Origin of the sequence: Borreliella mayonii (assembly GCF_001945665.1) — a bacterium.
GTDB lineage: Bacteria > Spirochaetota > Spirochaetia > Borreliales > Borreliaceae > Borreliella > Borreliella mayonii.
Window position 1 is genome coordinate 139,377 of the sequence record NZ_CP015780.1, and the last position, 21,159, is coordinate 160,535.

Here is a 21,159-nt window from a genome sequence, read left to right on the forward strand (position 1 = left end):
TAATATTCTAAATTTTTTTGAAATATTGCCACCTTTTACTTCTAGTATTGATAACTTTAAAAAAATAATTAGATACTCCTGTTAGCCAAAATAGCAAATAAAATTTTACTCTTAAGCATTAATTTTTCAAAACAAAAAAATTAATCCCTTCTGTAGGGTAAGAACGATTCAAATCATCTACAATGTCCTTTAATCTATTAACAATAGATTGATTGGAGGTATAAATAATTAAAATAAAATTTTCTTCAGGCCAAACGCCATTACCATGCTTTTCTCCCTTCTTACCTTTTCCATAAACATTTTCTATCTTAGAATAATATATGGACTCTTCTAACTCTTGCTCTATTTTTTCCATACATTCAAAAACATCAAGCTCTAAAGATAAATTAGAAATTATTTCAATCCTATACCTATAAAATTTAGTCATATCATTCTCCATCTTCTTCAAATAGATTATCATAACTACTTTTAGCTGAATTATTAATTTCGAATGATTTTTCAAAATCTATATTAGGCGCCACTCTTTTTAGCCTAGATTTGAAACTTGAAACAATATTGGAAAAAATTTCAAAAAGCATGGGAATAAAAAATAAAGTAAGAAATGTACTAGCTGTCATTCCACCAATAAAGGTGAATGCAATTGGCTTTACAAGCTCAATCCCACTCCCACTAGAAAATGCCATTGGAATAAGCCCTATTATTGAAGTCAGAGAAGACATTAAAATTGGCCTAAACCTTGAACGACAAGATTCAATAATTGCCTCTCTAAGACCAAATCCCCTCTTGATCAATAAACCAGTATAGTCCACAAGAACAATTCCGGTATTCACCACAACACCAACAAGCATAAGCATTCCAATCGCAGCAAAAATAGAAAGTTTTTCTCCCGCAAGAAAATGTATAAGAACAACTCCTATTGCTGTTAAAGGAATTGTAAAAATAATAATAAAGGGTTTTAAAAAAGATTCAAATTGAGAAGCCATAATGCCAAGCACAACAATAATAGCCATCAAAATGATTATTTTAAACTGATCCATGATATTTGAAAATTCATTATATTCTCCTTCAACCTTAAGCGCTATACCTTCTTTATGCGGTAACTTATTATTAATAAAATCTATAACTTTCGCAGTTACTTGAGTTAAATTATCATTTGGAGAAATGCCTGCATTAAGATAAATAGTTAAAGCTTGATTTTCTCTGTAAATAGATTCGGCTTTATTGGTTTTTTCAAAGGTAGCTATTGATGAAAAAGGAATTTTAACTCCAAATGAATTTATAATAAATATTTTTTCTAAATCTTTTAAATTTTTAACATCCATTCTATCAAGTTTAAGAACAATATCATAATTAAGCCCATTCTCCACATATTGCCCAGCAACAACACCATTAATACTGGCTTTAAACTCATTTAAAATGGTATTCATGTCAATGCCATAATTATAAGCTAGCGCTCTGTCTATTTTAACACCAATTTGAAGTTGGGAATCATTTATACTAAGTCTTGGATTTACAAGTTCAGGAATTTCCTTTTTTAACATAGAAACTAAAATTTTTCCATAATCTTTTATATATTCGAAATCATTAGCTGAAATTTTAATTTTAATAGAATCTCCACCACCTAAAGCATTGCCACTGGAAGGCTCAACATTAAATTCGGGATAAAGATTTCCAATACGATTCATAATTTTATATTTAATAGCATCGTAATCTATGCTTTGGGTCCTTGATTCTTCTTTTAGAGGAAACAATACATTAAAAATTATTCTATCAGCATGCAAAGTAGCAATAATACTTTTGTATCCTTTAGCTTCACTTTTTACAATGTCTAAAAATCTATTAGAATAAAATTTTGCATATTCCAAATTAGTTTTATGGGGAAAGTTCAAATTAATAGTAATTGAATTCTCTTTGCCTCTAGCAAAAGTTGTAACATCTAGCAATAATCCTAAAAACAAGCTACCAATAAAACTAAAAAAAACAAAAAGCCCAAAAATTAATTTATGATTTAAAACTATATTTAATAAATTGATATACAAAAATTCTAAAAAATAATAAATACTAGCAAAAAAAACATCGATTTTCCTAATAAAAACATTCTTAATATTTTTTTGAAAACTTGTGTACAAACCGACATAATGGCTTGATAAAACAGGAACCAAAAAAATCGCAACTAAAAGAGAAACTCCTAAGGAAATAACAATCGTAAATGCAAAATCTTTAAAAAAATCTCCATATACCCCAAGTTCTGATTTGAAAATAAGAAATGGACCAAAAACGCAAATAGAAGTAAAAGTTGAAGATGTAATAGGCAGCATCATCTCTTGGGCTCCAAGAATGGAAGATGAAATAAGCTTTGCTCCTTTTTGCCTATATTTATATATATTGTCTATTACAACAATTGAACAGTCAACAACCATTCCAATCCCAAGCGCAAGACCTGCAAGGCTCATAATATTAAGGGAGATATTTACAAAATACATTAAACAAAAGGTCAGAACAATTGCTATTGGAATAGAAATTCCAATAATTATTGTAGCTCTAAAGCTCCTTAAAAAGAAAAATATAACAAATATTGCAAGCACGGCTCCAAAATAGGCTGAATTTACAACTGTTGAAATGGACGCTTTAATAAAATCAGTACTATCAGAAGCAATCTCCAATCTCATATCTTTAGGCATAGATAATTTCAATTTTTCTATTTCACTCATAACAGCATTAGAAACTGAAATAGAATTGGCATCGCTACGTTTTTGAACCGACAAGGAAATTGAAGGAAACCCATTATATTCAACATATTCTGACAAATCTTCAAAATCGGTTTTAATATTAGCAATATCTTTAAGCTTTATCTCAATAGGAGATGAATTTATCCCAGAAGAAATGTCAGGCATCTTATAAGCTATTACCACATTGCCTATCTCTTCAATTGATTTAAATTTTCCAGAAACCTCAACCAAATATTCCAAGTTATTCTCTAATATATTACCAGCTGAAAGTTCCAAATTTTGAGATGCTATAATTGAAGATATTCTTGACAAAGAAAGCCCATAAGACTCTAATCTGTTTTGAGAAACTTCAATTAAAACGCGCCTTTTACTTCCACCATTAACAGTAACGATTGCAACTCCATCAAGCCTTTCAAGTCCAGGCTTAATGATTTCATCAGCATATCTTTTAAGCTCAGAAACTGGCCTTACAGAATTAATAACAATTTCCATTACAGGAATATTTTTAAGATTGTATCTAAAAATTCTAGGCGTCTGTGATTTACTGGGCAATAAAGATTTTGCCAATTCAAGAGCATCTCGAATTTCATTTAAAACCAAATCTAAATCGGTTCCATGATAAAATTCAAGTGAAACGGTACTACTTTCTTTAGAAGAAATGCTATATATATTTTTTAAATTCTTTACCGAGCTCAAACCACTCTCAAGAACTCTAGAAACACTCTCTTCCACTTCTCTAGGAGAAGCACCAGGATAAACAGTATGTATACTTATTTGAGGAATATCAATCCCCGGCAAAAGGTCTATTTTTAATCTTGAAAAGGTATATAAACTTATCATCATTAACAATGAAAATAAAATCAGCATTGTTATTGGTTTGCCAACTATTCTCTTTACCAACATAACACATCCCCCAATAAATTAAATATTGCTTTCAACTGAAAGACCCTCTTTGGTATCTACCAAATTTATTAGAGTTCCATTAGAAAGAGCAGACATACCTTCTACTACAATTAAATCATTCTCTTCAATCTCGCCCGAAAGAGCTACAATGTTATCTATTTCAAAAAGCACTGTAATGGGCAACATTTGAACACTTTTGCTCTCTAAATCAAGCTTAAATACAAATTTCTTGCCTTCTCTCTCAACAACAGCCTCTCTTGGAATCTTAATTACATCTCTAAAACGTTTAGTAATAAGTTTGATTTTAGAAAACATACCAATAATCAGTTTATCTAAATTACTGCCAATAGGCGTAAGATATACTTCGATAGTTCGGCTTTTAGAATCTAAAATAGGAGATATTTCTGAAATTTTAGCTTTAAACTTTTCATTAGGATAAGCTCCAACTTCAATAATAGCATCATTTCCAACTTTAATATTTGAAATGTATTTTTCAGACACATAAGTTAAAATTTGCTTTGTATCTATTCTTCCTACTACTGCTATGTTGGACTGAAGATTAACTGTTTCACCAATTTTTTTTGTAATATTTAAAATATATCCTGAGATTGGCGCTCTTACCGGACTTTTCAAATATATAGAACCAGGCCTTGAAGGATCAAGAGTTGCAACTATTTGTCCCTTTTGAACATAAGCTCCGAGTTTTATTCTCAAAGAAGTTATTTTGCCTACAGCATCTGGAAAAATATCTGCCTTAACTTTTGTATCTACATCTCCGTTTAAAGACAAATAATCACTCAAGATTCCCTTTTTAACTTTCATAGCAATTACTGGAAATCTATAAGGACCTTCTTTCTCCTTATTGGCGTCATCTAGCTTGTTCTTACTCACACAAGCAACTAGGATCAAGAATAAAACTAAAAAATATTTTTTTAAATATAAGTTAATATTAAAAATCAAATTCATCAAAATACCTCTTAGTCTAATGAATTTATTAAATTCTTATATTCTAGTATAGAATTAGCATAATTTAATTTATCTTCAATGAACTTCAAATCGCTTTGCTTGTAAACAAGCTCAATATCATTCAATTTAGAAAGATCCATGACCCCGGAATTAAAAGCATTAAATGCCATTTGATAATTTTTATTAGCTAATTCTACATTAATTTTAGAAGCATCAAGAATCGCTTTATATCTTCTAATATCCTTTCTTTTTTGCACAATACTAGATTTTAAATTCCTAATTCTACCTTCAACATTGTTCTGTAGTATTTTTAGCTGATAGTTGTTATCTTGTATTTTTGTAAAACTCTTTGAAAATGGAAACATTTCAGTTAAGCTATAATTTAAACTAAAGGATGCTAAAAATCCAGTTGAAAAGCCTTTAGAATCTTCATGAAATGATTTATAAGGAGAGTAAGAAAATGATAAAGAAAGGCTTGGCAAATAAGTATCTAGCCAAAGCGAACCAATAAGCTGCTCTGTCATCTTTAAACGCATATTCAACTCTTTAATCTCTAATGATTCATTAAGATTTAATGCCTCATTAAATAAGGAAAAATCTATTGTCTCATCTGGCAATTCTCCAATAATTTCAAAATCTTGATCCGGATCTAATCCTATTAATAATTTGAAAATTTCTTTTGATTTTTCAAAATTAATAATCTGACCATCTAAATCTGGTTGAGATTTTTTATACTTAAGCTGAGCATCAAGAAAATCTATTTCTGATATTATTCCATTATTATAAGCAATTCTGGCTTGTTCAAATTTAAGTTTACTATTTTGTATTTGGCTCTCAAAAACTTTCAAGGTACTCTTTAAAGCTATCAATTGATTGTAAGACTTAAGAACATTTAGCTTGATATTACGAACAGCGCTCTCCCTCTCTATTTTTGCATTTTCATATTCCAACATAATAAGTTGCATTCTTTTTAAAACAGAAGGTGACAAAGAAAGATTAATCCCAACTCCAAACCCCAAACCCCAATAATCTCTCTCAAGCTCACTCAAAACAGAAGGATTTCTACTAAGTGTAGAGCTAAAGCTAACGTTTGGAACAAAAACATTCCATGCATTATTTTTATAAAGTTTTTTTATATTTTCTTTGTACAGAGCGTTTTCTGAATCCAAGCTATTTTCTAAGGCCATATTTACAGCTTGTTTGGGTGATATTTGAATAACTTCAGCAAAAGAAAAAGAGACGGTCATAAAAATTAAAAAAATTTTTTTAATTCGAGGCCCCCTTACAATAAAAATCAAAACTTTAAAGCTATAAAACTTAATTAATATTTTCAATTCATTTGATTAATTATTATAATTAATTATAATATAATACAATTCTAAATATGAACATTTTCAAAATTTTATTTATCTTAAATTATGCTCTTATTTTTTTAATAAAAATTTACCAACATACTTTCTCTAAAATATTTGGATTACAATGCATATACAAACCTACTTGCTCAAAATATTCAATTGAATGCCTTAAAAAATACAATTTTTTAACAGCCTTAATACTAATGACACTAAGAATAATAAGATGTAATGCATTATTCAAAGGAGGAAACGATTCTATTCCTAAATACAACCCTATTTCAAAATCTTTAAAAGAATTTAAAAAAAGATTAATCAAATAAAGGCTTATATTTTTCTGGAACCCACGTCTTTACAACTTCTTTATTCTTTTCAACAAATTCAACTGCATTGCGGTACTCTTTGCCTGGCTCTTTATCATTTCTATCCATTAAAGGCAATATTAAATCATCACTCCAATAAAAATGATCAAAAACATAATATGCATCATAATCATCATTTTCAAGACCAAGTCTAACAAGAGTATGTACACTCTCAATTCCCCCCATAATTAAATCAGGATCATCAAGAAACTTAATATCATACCTAGAAAAAGCCCAATGAGGCTTCCACAAAGGAACTAAAATCCATTCGTTTCTTTTTATTGAAGAGTCCAAACTTGCAAGCATAACGCTCTCACTTGAAGGAACTAGCTCATATTCTTTACTTAATCCATAATAATCAAGCGCTTGTTCTGTAACAATTTGAGTTCCCGCACCAGCATCTATACCAATCATTTTGTTTTTAAACGCAGCACCTTTACCCTTAAGCTCACTAATGCTAGAAATTGGAACATAACTTGGCACCACGAAACCCTGAATGGTGCCTTCATAATTTGCACCAAGATCAACAAATTTTGTTTTCAGCTTTTCGTAATAAAATTTATCAGCTGTAGGAACCCAAGAAGATACCGTACCATCTACCTTTCCAGATGCTAAGTATTGATACATTATAGATGTGGTAACTGAAAATATTTCTGCATTGTAGCCCATTTTTTCAAAAACAACCTTCAATACATTTGTAGCTGCTGTTTCTCCGCCCCAATTCACATATCCAATTTTTACAGATTTCAAATTCTTTGAACTCTTTTTTCCATCACAAGACAAAAAAATAAGAAAAATACAAATTCCAATGAATAATTTATATATAAAATTCATAAAATAATCTCCATATCATAAAATGGCCTCCAAATACAAAGTCCAATAAATATCAATTTATTTATTATATATTTCTAAAAATCTTTTAAATTTATTTTCTCTCTTTCCGCCATAATGATCTGTATTTAAATAGCTAAATTTAATAAAGATAGATTGCATAATCCTATCTAAAATAATAGCTATAATAACAACTGCTAATCCAGATATTAAACCCTCGCCAAAATTTAATCTTTCTATAGAGTAAATCACAGTCCTGCCCAAACCAGACGATCCAACCATTGCAGCAATTACTATCATAGATATCGCCATCATTATTGACTGATTAATACCTTCAATTATGCTCTGAAGAGAAAGAGGAAGTTGAACTTGAAAAAGAATGCGCAAATTACTACTACCAAAGGACTTAGCCGCCTCTATTACTTCATCTGAAACTTGAACAATTCCCAGCCTTGTATATCTAATAACAGGAGGCATAGCAAAAACTATTGTAGCAAAAATAGCAGAAGCTGTGCCCATTCCAAAAAAAGGAATAGCAGGAATCAAGTAAATAAAAGGGGGCATGGCTTGCATCAAATCTAGAATAGGTTTTAAAAAAACATAAAACCTTGGGAAATATCCCCCCAAAATACCTATAGGAATTCCTAAAATAACAGAAACTAATACAGAAACAAATATAATAGCTATTGTATCCATTGAAGCTTCCCAAAGATTAAAATACAAAATAAAAAAGAATCCGGGTAAAATTAAAAATATTAATCTCTTTTTCAAGAAAACAAAACTTAGCAAGCATACAGTCAAAATAAAAAAAAGTGGATTAACAAAAAGAAATAAATTTTTCAAATTTTCATATAAAAAAATTATACTTTTAGAAAAACCTACCCCATCAGAAATTGAAAAATTATCAACCAAAAAATCAAAAAAATTATCTATTTTTAATATAAAAAAATCTTTATTCATAAATTCCTATCTTGATAATAAATCAGAAATTTCATTTAAACTAATATATCCAACAATAGTTCCCTTTTCTTTTATTATTAAATAATCTTGCTTATTCAAATATTCAACAATTTTTTTTATCTCGTCATTTAAGTCTAAATTTAAGGATACAAGATTATCATACCTTTTATTAAGAACTTTGTCATACAAACTAAAATTTTCACCTTGACATTTAATAATAACATTTAAACCATTATCACTACCAGAGTTTAAATCAAAATCATATTTTAAAATATCTTTTATTTTTAAAATATTTAAAACAGGTAAATTTTTAATAAAATCAGATATAAAATCTGTACTAGGATTGGCTAAAATTTCTAAAGGTTTGCCAACTTGAATAATTTTTCCATCTCTCATAAAAGCAATTCTATGCCCCAATTTAAAAGCTTCAATTAAATCGTGAGTAATAAACACAACTGTTTTTTTAAGTTTAGCTACCAACCTTAAAAGTTCTTCCTGCATTTCTCCTTTAATTAAAGGATCAAGTGCTGAAAAAGCTTCATCCATTAAAAGAATATCTGGATTAACCACCAATGCTCTTGCTATTCCAACTCTTTGCTTCATCCCTCCAGAAAGTTCATTAATATATTTATATTTTGAATCCTCAAGCCCCACAAGATTTAACACCTCAATAGCAAGCTCTTCTCTGATTTTCCTGGGAATATGCTTGACTTCAAGCCCATAAGTAACGTTTCTCAATACATTCATATGGGGAAAAAGTCCAAAGTTTTGAAAAACCATTGCAAATTTATCTTTTCTTAAATTAGAAAGATCTTTTCGATTTATAGCATTCATTTCCATGTTATTTACCAAAATAGATCCTGAATCTATTTTATAAATGCCATTTAAACACCTGACTAAAGTAGACTTACCACAGCCTGACATACCCATAATAACTAAAATTTCATTTTCATAAACATCAAGATTAATATTAGCATTTGCAATAAAAATAGAAGATTCTTTGTAGATTTGCATTCTATCTTTGCCATTTTCATAGTCTTTTATAGCTCTACTTATCTGCTTTTTGTCAACATAATACGAAAACACCTTATAACAATCTTTAATTTTAACAGCAACCCTACTCAAAGCAAACTCCTCAATAAGCCTGCATTATACTTTATAACACATCATTATAAATTATACTAAAATTATTAAATTTTTGCCGATCCGAAATAAAAAAACAAAAGATCCTTTAAAGGATCTTTTGTTAATAATTTATTATACTAATTAAATTAAAATTTTATCTAAGCAATGACAAAACATACTGAGGAACTTGATTAGCCTGTGCAATCATTGCCATTGCAGATTGTGTTAAGATACTATTAGTTGTTGCAGCTACAACCTCATCTGTCATTGTAGCGTCTTTTATTTGAGCATAAGATGCTTTTAAATTTTCAATTGCATACTCAGTACTATTCTTTATAGATTCAAGTCTATTTTGGAAAGCACCTAAATTTGCTCTTTGATCACTTATCATTCTAATAGCATTTTCTATTTTAGCAAGTGATGTATTAGCATCAACTGTAGTTGTAACATTAACAGGAGAATTAACTCCGCCTTGAGAAGGTGCTGTAGCAGGTGCTGGCTGTTGAGCTCCTTCCTGTTGAGCACCTTCTTGAACAGGCGCAACCTGAGCAGTTTGAGTTCCCTCACCAGAAAAAAGATTTGCAACATTAGCTGCATAAATATTTACAGCAATAGCTTCATCTTGATTTGCTCCAACATGAACTCTTAAGGTCCAAGAAGCTTGAGACCCTGAAAGTGATGATGGTGTGTTAATTTTTGCAGGCTGCATTCCAAGCTCTTCAGCTGTTCTTACATTTTGAGAAGCAGATTTGTTTGACAACATGTGCATTTGGTTATATTGAGCTTGATCAGCAATTCTATTAATTTCGTCTGTAAGTTGCTCTATTTCAATTTGTATAGAACCTCTGTCTGCATCTGAATATGTGCCGTTACCTGATTGAACTGCCAATTCTTTCATTCTTACTAAAACTTTTTCTACTTCATTCAAATTCCCTTCTGTTGTCTGAATAAAATTAATGGCTTTTGAAGTATTTCTAGAAGCTTGTGACAAACCTCTTATTTGAGCATTAATCTTACCAGAAACTCCCATACCAGCAGCATCATCAGAAGCTCGATTAATTCTGTATCCACTAGAAAGCTTTTCTTGAGTTTTGCTAAGATTAGCAGCATTAATACCATTATTTCTTGAAGCATTAATAGCTGATGTATTATGATTTATAATCATATATCATTCCTCCATGATAAAATTTAATTATTTATTTTTGGCAAATCCTTTTGCCTGTTAAAAAGAATAGCACAAAAAATTAAAAAAAAGAAACGCAGAAAACAATAGCATTAAAAATAATTACTATTATTTATTTCTTTGATTAAAATCAAAAGCCTTTAATGTGTTTTCCTGATCTTTCATGCGCTTAACAGTAAAGTCTAAGGTATTAAGTTCACCTTCCACTTTTCTCTCTCTATCATCATACTTCTTTTTATAATCTTCAACTTTATTTTTTTGATTAAAAATTTTCAAGTCGTAATTTTTTATTTTATTATAAAAAACTCCTCCTGAAGCCACAAGAGGAGACAAACAATCTCCTAGCATTTTAGCAATTCCATTATCATATACTCTGTCACCATTAAGGTCGAATAAAAAAAGCTCTCTAACATTATCAATGTTATTACGAATTGATTCATCAAACTTTTTCTCATCAAGCCTTAAATATCTAGAAAGTCCACCAGAAGAAGAAATGGAATTGGTAAACACTCCTATCTGATTAATTATTGAAAAATTAGGATCACTAGTAGCATAGGGCTTAAAAATTATTGACTCTAGTCTGGATTTAAGATTTTTCAATAAAAATTCAGACCGCAGAATACCTAAATTTTTATAAGCCTCTTCTTTTTGAGAATCACTAAGATAGGTCAACTCTTCAACTATATTAGATTTTTGATTGCTAAGTTGATCTTCATTGGAACTTACAATATTAATCTCAGCAAGAACCTCATTATAAGCACCAATAAAATCCAAAAGAACTCTCTTAATCCCCTCATAATCAGGCTCAACCTTAGCTTCAACCATATCGCTTGAGGCTTTTTTTAAACTTAATGTTACATTTGGAACTAAATCATTAATAACATTTGAATCCCTCTCAACATCTACTCCATCAAATTTTATTTTTGCATTCTCAGCAAAACTTTTAGCATTTATTGGCAAATGACCATCTCTATTTTTTGGATCAAAAATTTCAACATTGCTAATCACAATTACTTTATTATTTGCTTTATTTTCAATATTTATTTCTTCTAGATTAGAAAGAGCTCCAACATCAATCTCAACCTCTTCAAAATTATTTGAAATATTTACTAAAGGAAGCTCTAAAGAACCTTCCTTGCTACATATCTTAACCATATTCATTTGAATATATTTTTTTTCCAAAGGAGTTTTTAAATCAGATCCAAGATCAACTACACTATCTTCACTATCAACTTTTGCATCTTTAAATGTAGCCCCTCCAGGATTAAAAATAATCTTACTATCAGGCTCTTCTAAACCTGTATCAAAATACTTAACTTCAAATTTAATCTTACTCCTAGATGTAATTTCAATATCTTCAGGAATTTCAATTGATACTTCTGAAAGCGGATTGAGAATAAGGCTATTATTCTCAAAAGCAAGTCTATTATTGCTGCTAGATTGATTTAAAGCAATATCTGAAAGATTAGGATTAAAATTGGTTTTAAGTTCGCTTAAAATTCCAATTTGCTTAGCAAAAGACAATCCTTCTCCCTTGATAACAAGTTTATTTTCTTTGCCTTCCTTTAAGGATTGCAAAACAAAACGACTATTTCCATTTTTATCACTTTTTACTATTTTTGCAGATAAAAAGCCCTTTCCCTTGTTATTAATATCTCTCACAAGTAAATCAATGTTACCATTACTTTTTACATTAATTTCCTTCTTGCCAACTAAAAATATATAATCTCCCTCTGGGATTGTAACTTTTTTAGGATCAAAGTTTGAAGACAAAAAAACATCGGCTGAGGCTATTTGATCAACAATTAATTTGTGAGTCTCATTTTTAGATCCATATCTAGTAGACAAGGTTAAAACTTCGCTATTACTAGAATTTCCTGACATTAGATTAAAAGGACTGTTAAGTGACGTAATTTCTTTTGCAAGAGAATTTAAAGTAGAGATTTTCCTATTAATTAACTGCCAAGCACTTTTCTCTTGCTCTAAAGATTCAAGTTTCTTAAAAGAAGAATCAATTTTAGCTTTATCGGACTTAAGCATGGATTCACGAATTTCTTTAGTATTATATTTACTCTCAAGTCCAGGAACAAAAAATCCCGATGCCAAAATAATGCCCTCCGGGATAAATTATATCATTAATAAAATTGAAAATAAAATACAATATAAAATAAATAAAAAACATAAACTTTAAGCATCTAAACACTTTAAAATAAAAAAGTATAAAAAGTAAAAACTTTAAAAAAAATTAATGTTTATAGTAAAATAAATTAAAAGGAGCATAAAAATGCCAAATTTTTGCTTATTCAACTCAAAATCCGTTTTAACTGGAAATGATAAAATAGATAATTCAGCGGTTCTGATTAAAGATAATAAAATTTTTGATATTGTAACGTCTGATAGGCTTAAAAAAATGGATCTGGGAGAATACAAAATGATTGATACAAAAGGCAATTATATAACTCCTGGCCTTTACGACAATCATATTCACGGATTTCACGGTCATGGAACAGACCAGTGTTCAACAGAATCAATACTTAAAATGTCAGAACATTTAGCACAATACGGCGTAGTAGGATTTTTACCAACTCTTTATCCAAGACCAATAGATGAAATGATTGAAGCAATAAAAGCCTGCACAGCAGCAATTGGCAAAGAAAAGGGAGCTAAAATTCTAGGACTTCACCTTGAAGGACCTTTTTTTTCTCCTGAAAAAAAAGGAGCTCACCCCGTTTCTCATCTTCATGAACCTAGTATTAAAGTTATGCAAAAACTAATAGATGCAGCTGGTGGGGTATTTACAGAACCAAACGGCAAAAGAAAAACACATATAAGCACAATGACTGTTGCTCCTGAGCTTAAAGGCATGAGAGAGCTTGCAATATTTTGCCTTGAAAACAATATAAACCTTCAAGCAGGACACACAAATGCAACATATGAAAATATGATAGAAGGATTTCAAGTTGGAATACTCCATACAACCCATTTTTTCAACGCAATGTCAAAACTTGATCACAGAAATCCAAATGCAATAGGAGCAGTATTAATACACGGCGATGTTTCTTGTGAAATTATTGCAGATGGCCACCATATACACCCAAAATTAGTTTTAATGCTTAGAAAGCTTAAGGATATAAGTAAAATAGTCCTTGTAACTGACGGGCTTACTCCAAATTGTCAAACTTGTGGAAAACTAATTGCAAATGGAGATGAAGTTTATATTGCAGAAGATGGATTATTCCATAGCGTGAAAAGCAACACGATAGCTGGATCAACACTCACAATGATACAAGGTCTTAAAAATTTAGTAGAATTCGGATACAGTTTAAGCGATGCTGTTCAAGCAAGCTCCTACAATCCAACAAGAATCCTCAATATTGATAAAAAGGGATTAATATGCCATGGATATGATGCAAACATCAATGTCTTAGATAAAGATTTTAATCTAAAGTTAACAATGATAGAATCTAAAATAATTTTTAACAATCTCTAACTTTAAACTATTTTAAGGAGATAGCAATGAGATTAATAATCAGGCCTACATATGAAGAGATATCAAGGTGGGCAGCCAATCATGTAGCACAAAAAATTAAAGAATTTTCTCCAACAAAAGAAAAGCCATTTATCCTTGGGCTTCCAACAGGAAGCTCTCCAATTGGTATGTACAAAAATTTAATTGAATTAAATAAAGATAAAAAAATTTCATTTCAAAATGTCATAACTTTTAACATGGATGAATATATAGGAATTGAAAAAAATCATCCTCAAAGTTACCATTCATTTATGTGGAAAAATTTTTTTTCTCACATTGATATTAAAAAAGAAAACATAAACATATTAAATGGAAATGCTTTAAATCTTGAAAAAGAATGTGAAGAGTATGAAAAAAAAATGAAAGGTTTCGGAGGAATCATGCTTTTTGTAGGTGGAATTGGGCCTGATGGTCACATTGCTTTTAACGAACCTGGTTCCTCCCTAACATCAAGAACAAGAATTAAAACTTTAACCCAAGATACAATCATTGCTAATTCAAGATTTTTCGAAGGCAATCTGAACAAAGTTCCCAAAAGTGCACTAACTGTTGGAGTTGGAACAATTATGGATTCACAAGAAATTTTAATAATAGTAAACGGACATAGTAAAGCAAGAGCATTAAAGCATGCTATTGAAAAAGGCATTAATCATATGTGGACAATTAGCGCGCTTCAATTACATAAAAATGCAATCATAGTATCTGACAAAAATGCAACTTACGAATTAAAAGTCGGAACGGTAGAATACTTTAACGACATAGAAAAAGAAAACTTTAATAATGACTTAAAATAAATTACTTAACATTTTAAAGTAAAATACTAAGCCTAAAATTGAAAATCTTTACAAAAATAAAGGCTAATTGTTAACTTCATTGTAAATTTTTGAAACTTCTTCCCAATTTAAAGCCTTAAAAAATGCATCAACATATTCAATTCTTCTATTTTGATATTTAAGATAATAGGCATGCTCCCAAACATCAATACCTAAAATCGGCTTATAAGACTTCATTAAAGGACTATCCTGATTAGGCATTGAAATAACTTTAAGCCCACTATCAGGACACAATACTAACCACGCCCAACCACTTCCAAAAATTTTCATCGCGGTATCTTTCAAATTAGCCTTAAGAACATCTAGGCTCCCAAAAGCCGTATTAATATCATCTTTAAACTTTTCAAAAAGATTACTCTTATTTCCTGGCCTTAAAGTTCTAAAATATAAAGTATGGTTCGAATAGCCCCCAGCATTATTTCTTATTAAAGTTTGAAATTCCTCTGGAAAATCATGAATATTTTTCAATATGTTTGACACATCTGTTAAATGAATTTTCCCCATTTTTTCAAAAATAGAATTCAAGTTCACTACAAAACCATTATGATGTTTGCTATGATGAATTTCCATAGTTTTAGCATCAATATAAGGCTCAACAGCATCATAATCATAACCAAGTTCTGGCAGCTTAAACATAAAACCCCCTGTTTTAACTTTTACCATGACAATTTTTATATTTCTTCCCACTTCCACAATAACAAGGCTCATTTCTACCTATTTTAGGAGAGCTTCTAACCACTTGAACATTAGAAATGCTTTTATTCTCATTAATAACAATTCCAGAAAGTTCTTTATGAATTGGTTTAACATTCCTAGACTTCTTTGTTGGCTTAAAATCGGAAGAATTTTTGCTATCCAATTTTAACTGAAGAACACGCCTTATAGTAGAAACTTTAATGTCTTTAATAAGCTCGCTAAATATTGAAAATCCCTCTTCTTTGTATTCTGTGATTGGATTTTTATTAGCATAAGACCTTAAATAAACAGCCTCTCTTAAAGAGTCTAAATTTGCAAGATGTTCTTGAAATTTAAAATCAATATTTTTCAAATATTCATATCTTAAAAATCCATTAAAAAGATCCCTACCGATCAAATTTTCCTTTTCATCTAAATTTGCCTTTGCTATTTGCATTAGCTTAGCCTTTAAATCAAGAGAATTAATATTTTCAATAGAGCCAAGACTCTCAAACATATAGGCAAAAATTGAATTTACTTCATTTAAAAAAACATTTGAAACTGCATTACTTTTTGTCCCCTCAAGTAAAAAACTAAGATATTCTTCTAAGGAAACAAGAATACGATCCTTAAGAGCCGTATCTTCAAGAATAGAGTTTCTCTGGGCATAAATAAAATCTCTCTGTTTTGTAATAACATCGTCATACTCTAGTAAATGCTTTCTAATTTCAAAATTTCTGTCTTCTACTCTTTTTTGAGCATTAATCAAAGATTTGGTTAAAAGAGAATGCATAATGGGCTCTCCTGTTGCCATTCCAAGCTTGCCCATTAACGACCTTAGATTGTCTCCAGCAAAAAGCCGCATTAAATCGTCCTCAAGCGACACATAAAACCTTGAGCGCCCAGGATCACCTTGTCTTCCACTACGCCCACGAAGCTGGTTGTCTATTCGCCTTGATTCGTGACGTTCACTACCAATAACATAAAGCCCACCAAGACTTTTAACCTCATTATAGTCTTTCAGGTAATTTTCTCTCTCATTTTTAACAGCCTCTTGAAATTCTTCAAGGCTTACATTAGTCCCAATTTTTTTTCTAACCCTGTGTTCAATATTGCCTCCAAGTTTAATATCCGTACCACGACCAGCCATATTTGTTGCTATTGTAACCGCATGTTTTGCTCCAGCTTCAGCAATAATAAATGCTTCTCGAGAATGATTTTTTGCATTAAGAACTTCATGCTTAATCCCTCTATTTTTAAACATGGCTGATAAAATCTCAGATTTTTCAATAGAAACAGTTCCCACTAAAACCGGTTGGCCCTTTTTGTAAGTTTTATAAACCTCATCTGTAATCGCATTAAACTTAAATTCTTCTGTATAATAAATAGTATCATCTTCATCTATTCGTGCTAACAATCTATTTGTTGGAACTACAACTACATCAAGATTATATATTTTATGAAATTCCTTAGCTTCTGTATCAGCTGTACCTGTCATACCAGAAATTTTATCAAACATTCTAAATAAATTTTGAAAAGTAATAGTTGCCATAGTCCTATTTTCATTGGCAACTCTAACTCCTTCTTTAGCTTCAATAGCCTGATGAAGTCCATCAGAATATCTTCGCCCTGTTAAAACTCTCCCGGTAAATTCATCTACAATCTCAACCCCAGAATCCCCAACAATATATTCCCTATTTTTTAAAAAAAGTAAATGTGCTTTTAAAGCTTGGGTCATATAATGAACATAATTAAAATTTGAATCGGTATACATAGACCCACTAATAATACCTTTAGAAACTAAAAGCTGTTCAAGATTATTAAGCCCTTTGGCAGTAAAAGAAATTCTTTTAGCTTTTTCATCAACAGTATAATCGCCATCAAGATCATCTATTTCTAATGGATAATCACCTGTTTTGGGATCCTTTGAACACTCTTTTAAAAAAGATACAAGAGAATTAACCTCAAGATAAGCATTGGTGTTGCCCTCAGTAGGTCCTGAAATAATCAAGGGAGTTCTTGCTTCATCGATCAAAATAGAATCAATTTCATCAATAATACAATAATTAAACTTTCTTAAGGATTTCTCATTCAAGTCATAACGCATATTATCTCTTAGGTAATCAAATCCAAGTTCATTATTTGTAACATAAGTAATATCTTTAGCATATTGAGCCTTTCTTAGCTCATAATCCATATTAGATAAAACAACCCCTACGCTAACGCCCAAAAGATCAAAAACTGGCCTCATCCAATTGGAGTCACGCTCTGCAAGATAGTCATTAACAGTAACAATAATAACCCCATCTCCTGTCAAACTATTCAAATAAGCCGCTTGAACTGAGGAAAGAGTTTTTCCTTCTCCTGTTTTCATCTCTATTATTTTGCCTTTATGAAGAGCAAGCCCTGCAATAATTTGAACATCATAAGGCCTTTCTTTAAGGCGCCTTCTAGCAGCTTCTCTAGACAGAGTAAAAGCTCGCTCTAAAATATTCTCTAAAGAACTACCCGATTTTAATTCATCTTTAAGCTTTTCCGTCTCCTTTGAAAAATCTTCATCTGCCAACAATAATGCCCAACGCTCAAGCTTATTAATATTTCTTAAAGTTGGAAGATAATCTTTTAAATCTCTTTTACTTTTTGAGCCAATGGTCGTCTCAAGTACCGCTTTTAACATGTTAGGCATTAATTCTCCTAAATAATTGACTTAAAGTCATTTTAAATAATAATATAAAAATATGAAAAAACACTATAAAGCTCTTATATTAAGCTTGCTTTTTGCAATTATATCATGTAATACTAAAACTTTAAACGAACTAGGAGAAGAACAATTCAAAATACCATTTGGAACACTTCCTGGTGCAATAATGCCCCTGAATAACAAATTTACAAATTCAAAATTTGATATCAAAACGTATAACGGGCTAGTGTACATTGCAGAAATAAAAACAAATAAATTAATGATTTTTAACTCATACGGAAAGCTAATACAAACCTATCAAAATGGAATATTTAAAACAAATCCCAATTTAAAAATAAAAAAAATAGATTTTGAAGGAATTCAAGCAATATACCCGCTAAAAGATTTCATTATTGTCGCAGACAAACTAAATAATAAAAAATCAAAATTAAATCAAAAAGAAAATATTGCCTACTTCATGAGAATACTAATACTAAACAAAAACTCGTCTGTAGAAATTTTGGGTCAAGAAGGTTTAAATGGAATACCATTTCCACAAATTTACGATGTTAATGTTGATGAAAATGGCAACATTGCAATAATATCAATATATAGCGAAGGATATATAATATATTCTTATAATAAAGACTTTTCTCCACTTTATAAAATTTACGTCAATAAAAACCTACTAGAAAAAATAGAAAATCAAAAGAAAAAATACAATATTTCAATAGACAAGGTTTTTTTTGAAGTTAACAAAAAAACTCTTTATGTAAAAACTACTTACTATGAAAACATTGGTGACAATGAAAATATAAACGATATTGGAATTAAAATTAAAGATCAATATATCTATAAAATGAGTTTGAAAAAAAACAAAGAATTAGAAGTAATAAGTAAAATAGCTCTTCCTAAAAACTTACTAGATGATAAACAGGAGAGCTTTATCAACATTATAAAAATACAAAAAGACAAAATAATAGCATCTACTAACATGAAAAATCTATCTAACAATTTAATATGGAAATTAGACAATAAAGGCTTAATTAAAGAACAAATAGCTTTAATTGAGCCTGCAAATTTAATGTTTCTCTCTGAGAGTTTATCTAAAGATGGAATACTTAGTATACTTTATGGCGGAAAAACTGGTGTTAGTGTTTACTGGTGGAATTTAAATGAGTTATTAAAATTATAATTATAAGAAGGTTGAATTTGCAAATACAATGAAAAAAATTAATTGCAATCAACAAATAGAAATTGAATACCAAAAAAAATTGAAAAAACATATTATTATTGGAATAATTTTTGTTATAATTCTTTTATTTTTTAAAATTTTATTAATTCCCAGAATTCAAAATCACGAAAATAATAAAACCAATATCAAAATGATAATAAGCCACAAACAAGACAAAAACAGATTATCGCTAAAAATAAACATAAAAACAAAAAAAATTACCAACCTAGGAAAAGCTAAGCTAGACATTTATCTAGATAATAGATTAATTGAAAGCAATATGTTTTATATAAACAGAAAAAACTTTACAACATATGCTAATATAATCTATCAAAATGAAGGTTTATTAAGTATAATATTAAAGAGTAATGGCAATAATAATGTTTTTTATACTAAAAGAATAAAACCTAGAGGATAAAATATGATACAAATATACTTCATGTCTGTTTTGCTTAACATCTTAGGGGGAATAATACTTGCATTTCCAATATTAATAGAAAGAATAAGTTTTTTTAAAATTTTTGAAGATTTTGTAAATTTAATAAACGATAACAAAAAGGTAAAAAGCATTTTTGGATTATTATTTTTAATAACCAGTGCCCTTGAAATAATCAAGCCCTACAAATTGCCAATAATTGGAAATTTGATTCCAGCTATAAGTTTATTTTTAATTGGATTTATCTTGTTTTTAAAACAAAAATTACCAACAGAAGTTCAAAATAATAAAAAATATGGAAAATTTAAATCAATGCTTGAGAGCAATCAGCAGCTAATTGGCATTATATCAATAATTATAGGAATAATTCATTTTTTAGCAGCAGAAATACCTTTATTGTAAGATGTTGCAAGGTTAAAAATAAAGATACAATTTTAAAAAACTACTAAAAAGCAACTTGACTTTAACATAAGCATTCTATATTATTACTATAATTTAATATAAATTTTAATTACTGGCCCAATAAAAGCCATAAATGGTATAAAGGAAGAAGATATAATGTTATTTAGAACATATAAACATTTGAAATTAATAATACTGCCCATGTTAATGCTGAGTTGCGTTTTTTTTAAAAAGCCACAATCTGTACATCAAGAAAGCAGTACTGGCAAGCCAATAATCGACGGGAAATTACATTTAAAAAATTCACAATCTACACAACAAGAAAGCAGTACTGGCAAGCCAATAAGCGATGAAAAATTAAATTTAATATCAGGCAAAATTTCAAATAAAAAATTGCCAATCATAAATGGTAATCATGACGTAACTTGGATAAAAACAAGGGCAATGACAATCTTAGATGAATATGGAAAAGAAATACCAGAATTTAAAAACAAATTTGGATATTCTTATATACTATCTCCTATAAAAATGGATAATGAATATAGTTATTACACATCACTATTAATACTTTTTGAAACCACTAAAAATGGAGACAAAGAATATGAAATCGAAGATATTAAATTTGTAACAGCTGGTTCCAACCTAGAGCTTAAAAATTCCCTTCTAATTATTGAAAATTCACAAGAAGAAGGATATGTTACTGCATACCCATTTGGAATATTGATGAGCGACGAAATTAAAAATGCTTTTAAATTAACATATCAAAATGGTCATTGGAATTATATGCTTGCAGATTTAACTGTTAAAAACAAACTTACCCAAGAAACTAAAATTTATAAAATTTCTCTTAATTCAAAATTAATTATTGAATTTTTAAAAGAAGTGCTAAAAGAAAATTCCATATTAAAAGACATAGCTGGAGATCTATTTGAAGATATATAAATACACAAAAGGAAACA

18 protein-coding genes are annotated in these 21,159 nt (G+C 29.5%); 7 read left to right on the plus strand and 11 right to left on the minus strand.

Annotation, left to right across the window (positions count from 1 at the left end; translation table 11 throughout):
* Positions 1 to 118: 118 nt before the first annotated feature.
* Genes Bmayo_RS00690 through Bmayo_RS00705 form a run of 4 tightly spaced genes read right to left on the minus strand, consistent with a single transcriptional unit; the run spans position 119 to position 5,845 of the window.
* Complete coding sequence (locus Bmayo_RS00690; RefSeq protein ID WP_075551859.1) at positions 119 to 427, minus strand: PG0541 family transporter-associated protein; 309 nt, start codon at positions 425 to 427, stop codon at positions 119 to 121.
* Position 428: 1 nt separating this feature from the next.
* Positions 429 to 3,632, minus strand: coding sequence for an efflux RND transporter permease subunit (locus Bmayo_RS00695; RefSeq protein WP_075551860.1), 3,204 nt, complete (start codon positions 3,630 to 3,632; stop codon positions 429 to 431).
* Positions 3,633 to 3,650: 18 nt separating this feature from the next.
* Complete coding sequence (locus Bmayo_RS00700) at positions 3,651 to 4,598, minus strand: efflux RND transporter periplasmic adaptor subunit (RefSeq protein WP_075551861.1); 948 nt, start codon at positions 4,596 to 4,598, stop codon at positions 3,651 to 3,653.
* An 11-nt stretch (positions 4,599 to 4,609) separates the two neighbouring features.
* On the minus strand, positions 4,610 to 5,845 hold the full coding sequence (locus Bmayo_RS00705) for a TolC family protein (RefSeq protein ID WP_075551862.1): 1,236 nt from the start codon (positions 5,843 to 5,845) through the stop codon (positions 4,610 to 4,612).
* Positions 5,846 to 5,982: 137 nt separating this feature from the next.
* On the opposite strand from Bmayo_RS00705, the gene yidD reads away from it, so the two are divergent.
* Positions 5,983 to 6,273 (plus strand): membrane protein insertion efficiency factor YidD, encoded by a 291-nt coding sequence (yidD, locus tag Bmayo_RS07485; RefSeq protein WP_075551863.1) that lies wholly within the window; start codon positions 5,983 to 5,985, stop codon positions 6,271 to 6,273.
* On the opposite strand, the gene Bmayo_RS00715 is transcribed toward yidD, so the two are convergent.
* From Bmayo_RS00715 to fliD, 5 genes are all read right to left on the minus strand, one after another.
* A complete protein-coding gene (locus tag Bmayo_RS00715; protein ID WP_075551864.1) occupies positions 6,262 to 7,146 on the minus strand; it encodes a glycine betaine ABC transporter substrate-binding protein in 885 nt (294 codons plus the stop codon). The genes yidD and Bmayo_RS00715 overlap by 12 nt on opposite strands.
* A 57-nt stretch (positions 7,147 to 7,203) precedes the next feature.
* Positions 7,204 to 8,103 (minus strand): ABC transporter permease, encoded by a 900-nt coding sequence (locus Bmayo_RS00720; RefSeq protein ID WP_075551865.1) that lies wholly within the window; start codon positions 8,101 to 8,103, stop codon positions 7,204 to 7,206.
* Positions 8,104 to 8,109: 6 nt separating this feature from the next.
* The gene (locus Bmayo_RS00725; protein WP_075551866.1) at positions 8,110 to 9,228 is read right to left on the minus strand and encodes an ATP-binding cassette domain-containing protein; all 1,119 of its coding nucleotides are present in this window, start codon (positions 9,226 to 9,228) and stop codon (positions 8,110 to 8,112) included.
* Positions 9,229 to 9,382: 154 nt separating this feature from the next.
* Positions 9,383 to 10,393 (minus strand): flagellin FlaB, encoded by a 1,011-nt coding sequence (gene flaB / locus Bmayo_RS00730; RefSeq protein WP_075551867.1) that lies wholly within the window; start codon positions 10,391 to 10,393, stop codon positions 9,383 to 9,385.
* A 126-nt stretch (positions 10,394 to 10,519) separates the two neighbouring features.
* Entirely contained in the window at positions 10,520 to 12,517 is a 1,998-nt protein-coding gene (gene fliD, locus Bmayo_RS00735) for a flagellar filament capping protein FliD (protein ID WP_075551868.1), read from the minus strand.
* Positions 12,518 to 12,695: 178 nt separating this feature from the next.
* Between fliD and nagA the strand changes: the two genes are divergently transcribed.
* Both nagA and nagB read left to right on the plus strand, forming a co-directional pair.
* The gene (gene nagA / locus Bmayo_RS00740) at positions 12,696 to 13,901 is read left to right on the plus strand and encodes an N-acetylglucosamine-6-phosphate deacetylase (RefSeq protein WP_075551869.1); all 1,206 of its coding nucleotides are present in this window, start codon (positions 12,696 to 12,698) and stop codon (positions 13,899 to 13,901) included.
* Positions 13,902 to 13,927: 26 nt separating this feature from the next.
* Entirely contained in the window at positions 13,928 to 14,734 is an 807-nt protein-coding gene (nagB, locus tag Bmayo_RS00745; protein WP_075551870.1) for a glucosamine-6-phosphate deaminase, read from the plus strand.
* 63 nt (positions 14,735 to 14,797) lie between these two features.
* Here nagB and Bmayo_RS00750 read toward each other — a convergent pair whose 3' ends face one another.
* Both Bmayo_RS00750 and secA read right to left on the minus strand, forming a co-directional pair.
* The gene (locus tag Bmayo_RS00750) at positions 14,798 to 15,409 is read right to left on the minus strand and encodes a superoxide dismutase (RefSeq protein WP_075552487.1); all 612 of its coding nucleotides are present in this window, start codon (positions 15,407 to 15,409) and stop codon (positions 14,798 to 14,800) included.
* A gap of 13 nt (positions 15,410 to 15,422) precedes the next feature.
* The gene (secA, locus tag Bmayo_RS00755) at positions 15,423 to 18,125 is read right to left on the minus strand and encodes a preprotein translocase subunit SecA (protein ID WP_075552486.1); all 2,703 of its coding nucleotides are present in this window, start codon (positions 18,123 to 18,125) and stop codon (positions 15,423 to 15,425) included.
* A gap of 61 nt (positions 18,126 to 18,186) precedes the next feature.
* Between secA and Bmayo_RS00760 the strand changes: the two genes are divergently transcribed.
* The 4 genes from Bmayo_RS00760 (at position 18,187) to Bmayo_RS00775 (ending at position 21,142) form a co-directional block, all read left to right on the plus strand.
* Positions 18,187 to 19,323, plus strand: coding sequence for an LIC_12708 family protein (locus Bmayo_RS00760; protein ID WP_075551871.1), 1,137 nt, complete (start codon positions 18,187 to 18,189; stop codon positions 19,321 to 19,323).
* A 28-nt stretch (positions 19,324 to 19,351) separates the two neighbouring features.
* On the plus strand, positions 19,352 to 19,780 hold the full coding sequence (locus tag Bmayo_RS00765) for a hypothetical protein (protein ID WP_075551872.1): 429 nt from the start codon (positions 19,352 to 19,354) through the stop codon (positions 19,778 to 19,780).
* A gap of 3 nt (positions 19,781 to 19,783) precedes the next feature.
* Positions 19,784 to 20,200 carry a hypothetical protein gene (locus Bmayo_RS00770; RefSeq protein ID WP_075551873.1) on the plus strand — a complete coding sequence of 139 codons (417 nt, stop codon included), beginning with the start codon at positions 19,784 to 19,786 and terminating at the stop codon, positions 20,198 to 20,200.
* A 156-nt stretch (positions 20,201 to 20,356) separates the two neighbouring features.
* A complete protein-coding gene (locus Bmayo_RS00775) occupies positions 20,357 to 21,142 on the plus strand; it encodes a S2/P23 family protein (protein WP_075551874.1) in 786 nt (261 codons plus the stop codon).
* Positions 21,143 to 21,159: the final 17 nt, after the last annotated feature.

Bases quoted from the DNA above. Each gene is read 5' to 3' on its own strand.
- Bmayo_RS00690 (WP_075551859.1), bottom strand. From the start codon at position 427: ATGACTAAATTTTATAGGTATAGGATTGAAATAATTTCTAATTTATCT.
- Bmayo_RS00695 (WP_075551860.1), bottom strand. From the start codon at position 3,632: ATGTTGGTAAAGAGAATAGTTGGCAAACCAATAACAATGCTGATTTTA.
- Bmayo_RS00700 (WP_075551861.1), bottom strand. From the start codon at position 4,598: ATGAATTTGATTTTTAATATTAACTTATATTTAAAAAAATATTTTTTA.
- Bmayo_RS00705 (WP_075551862.1), bottom strand. From the start codon at position 5,845: ATGACCGTCTCTTTTTCTTTTGCTGAAGTTATTCAAATATCACCCAAA.
- yidD (WP_075551863.1), top strand. From the start codon at position 5,983: ATGAACATTTTCAAAATTTTATTTATCTTAAATTATGCTCTTATTTTT.
- Bmayo_RS00715 (WP_075551864.1), bottom strand. From the start codon at position 7,146: ATGAATTTTATATATAAATTATTCATTGGAATTTGTATTTTTCTTATT.
- Bmayo_RS00720 (WP_075551865.1), bottom strand. From the start codon at position 8,103: ATGAATAAAGATTTTTTTATATTAAAAATAGATAATTTTTTTGATTTT.
- flaB (WP_075551867.1), bottom strand. From the start codon at position 10,393: ATGATTATAAATCATAATACATCAGCTATTAATGCTTCAAGAAATAAT.
- nagA (WP_075551869.1), top strand. From the start codon at position 12,696: ATGCCAAATTTTTGCTTATTCAACTCAAAATCCGTTTTAACTGGAAAT.
- nagB (WP_075551870.1), top strand. From the start codon at position 13,928: ATGAGATTAATAATCAGGCCTACATATGAAGAGATATCAAGGTGGGCA.
- Bmayo_RS00750 (WP_075552487.1), bottom strand. From the start codon at position 15,409: ATGTTTAAGCTGCCAGAACTTGGTTATGATTATGATGCTGTTGAGCCT.
- secA (WP_075552486.1), bottom strand. From the start codon at position 18,125: ATGTTAAAAGCGGTACTTGAGACGACCATTGGCTCAAAAAGTAAAAGA.
- Bmayo_RS00760 (WP_075551871.1), top strand. From the start codon at position 18,187: ATGAAAAAACACTATAAAGCTCTTATATTAAGCTTGCTTTTTGCAATT.
- Bmayo_RS00765 (WP_075551872.1), top strand. From the start codon at position 19,352: ATGAAAAAAATTAATTGCAATCAACAAATAGAAATTGAATACCAAAAA.
- Bmayo_RS00770 (WP_075551873.1), top strand. From the start codon at position 19,784: ATGATACAAATATACTTCATGTCTGTTTTGCTTAACATCTTAGGGGGA.
- Bmayo_RS00775 (WP_075551874.1), top strand. From the start codon at position 20,357: ATGTTATTTAGAACATATAAACATTTGAAATTAATAATACTGCCCATG.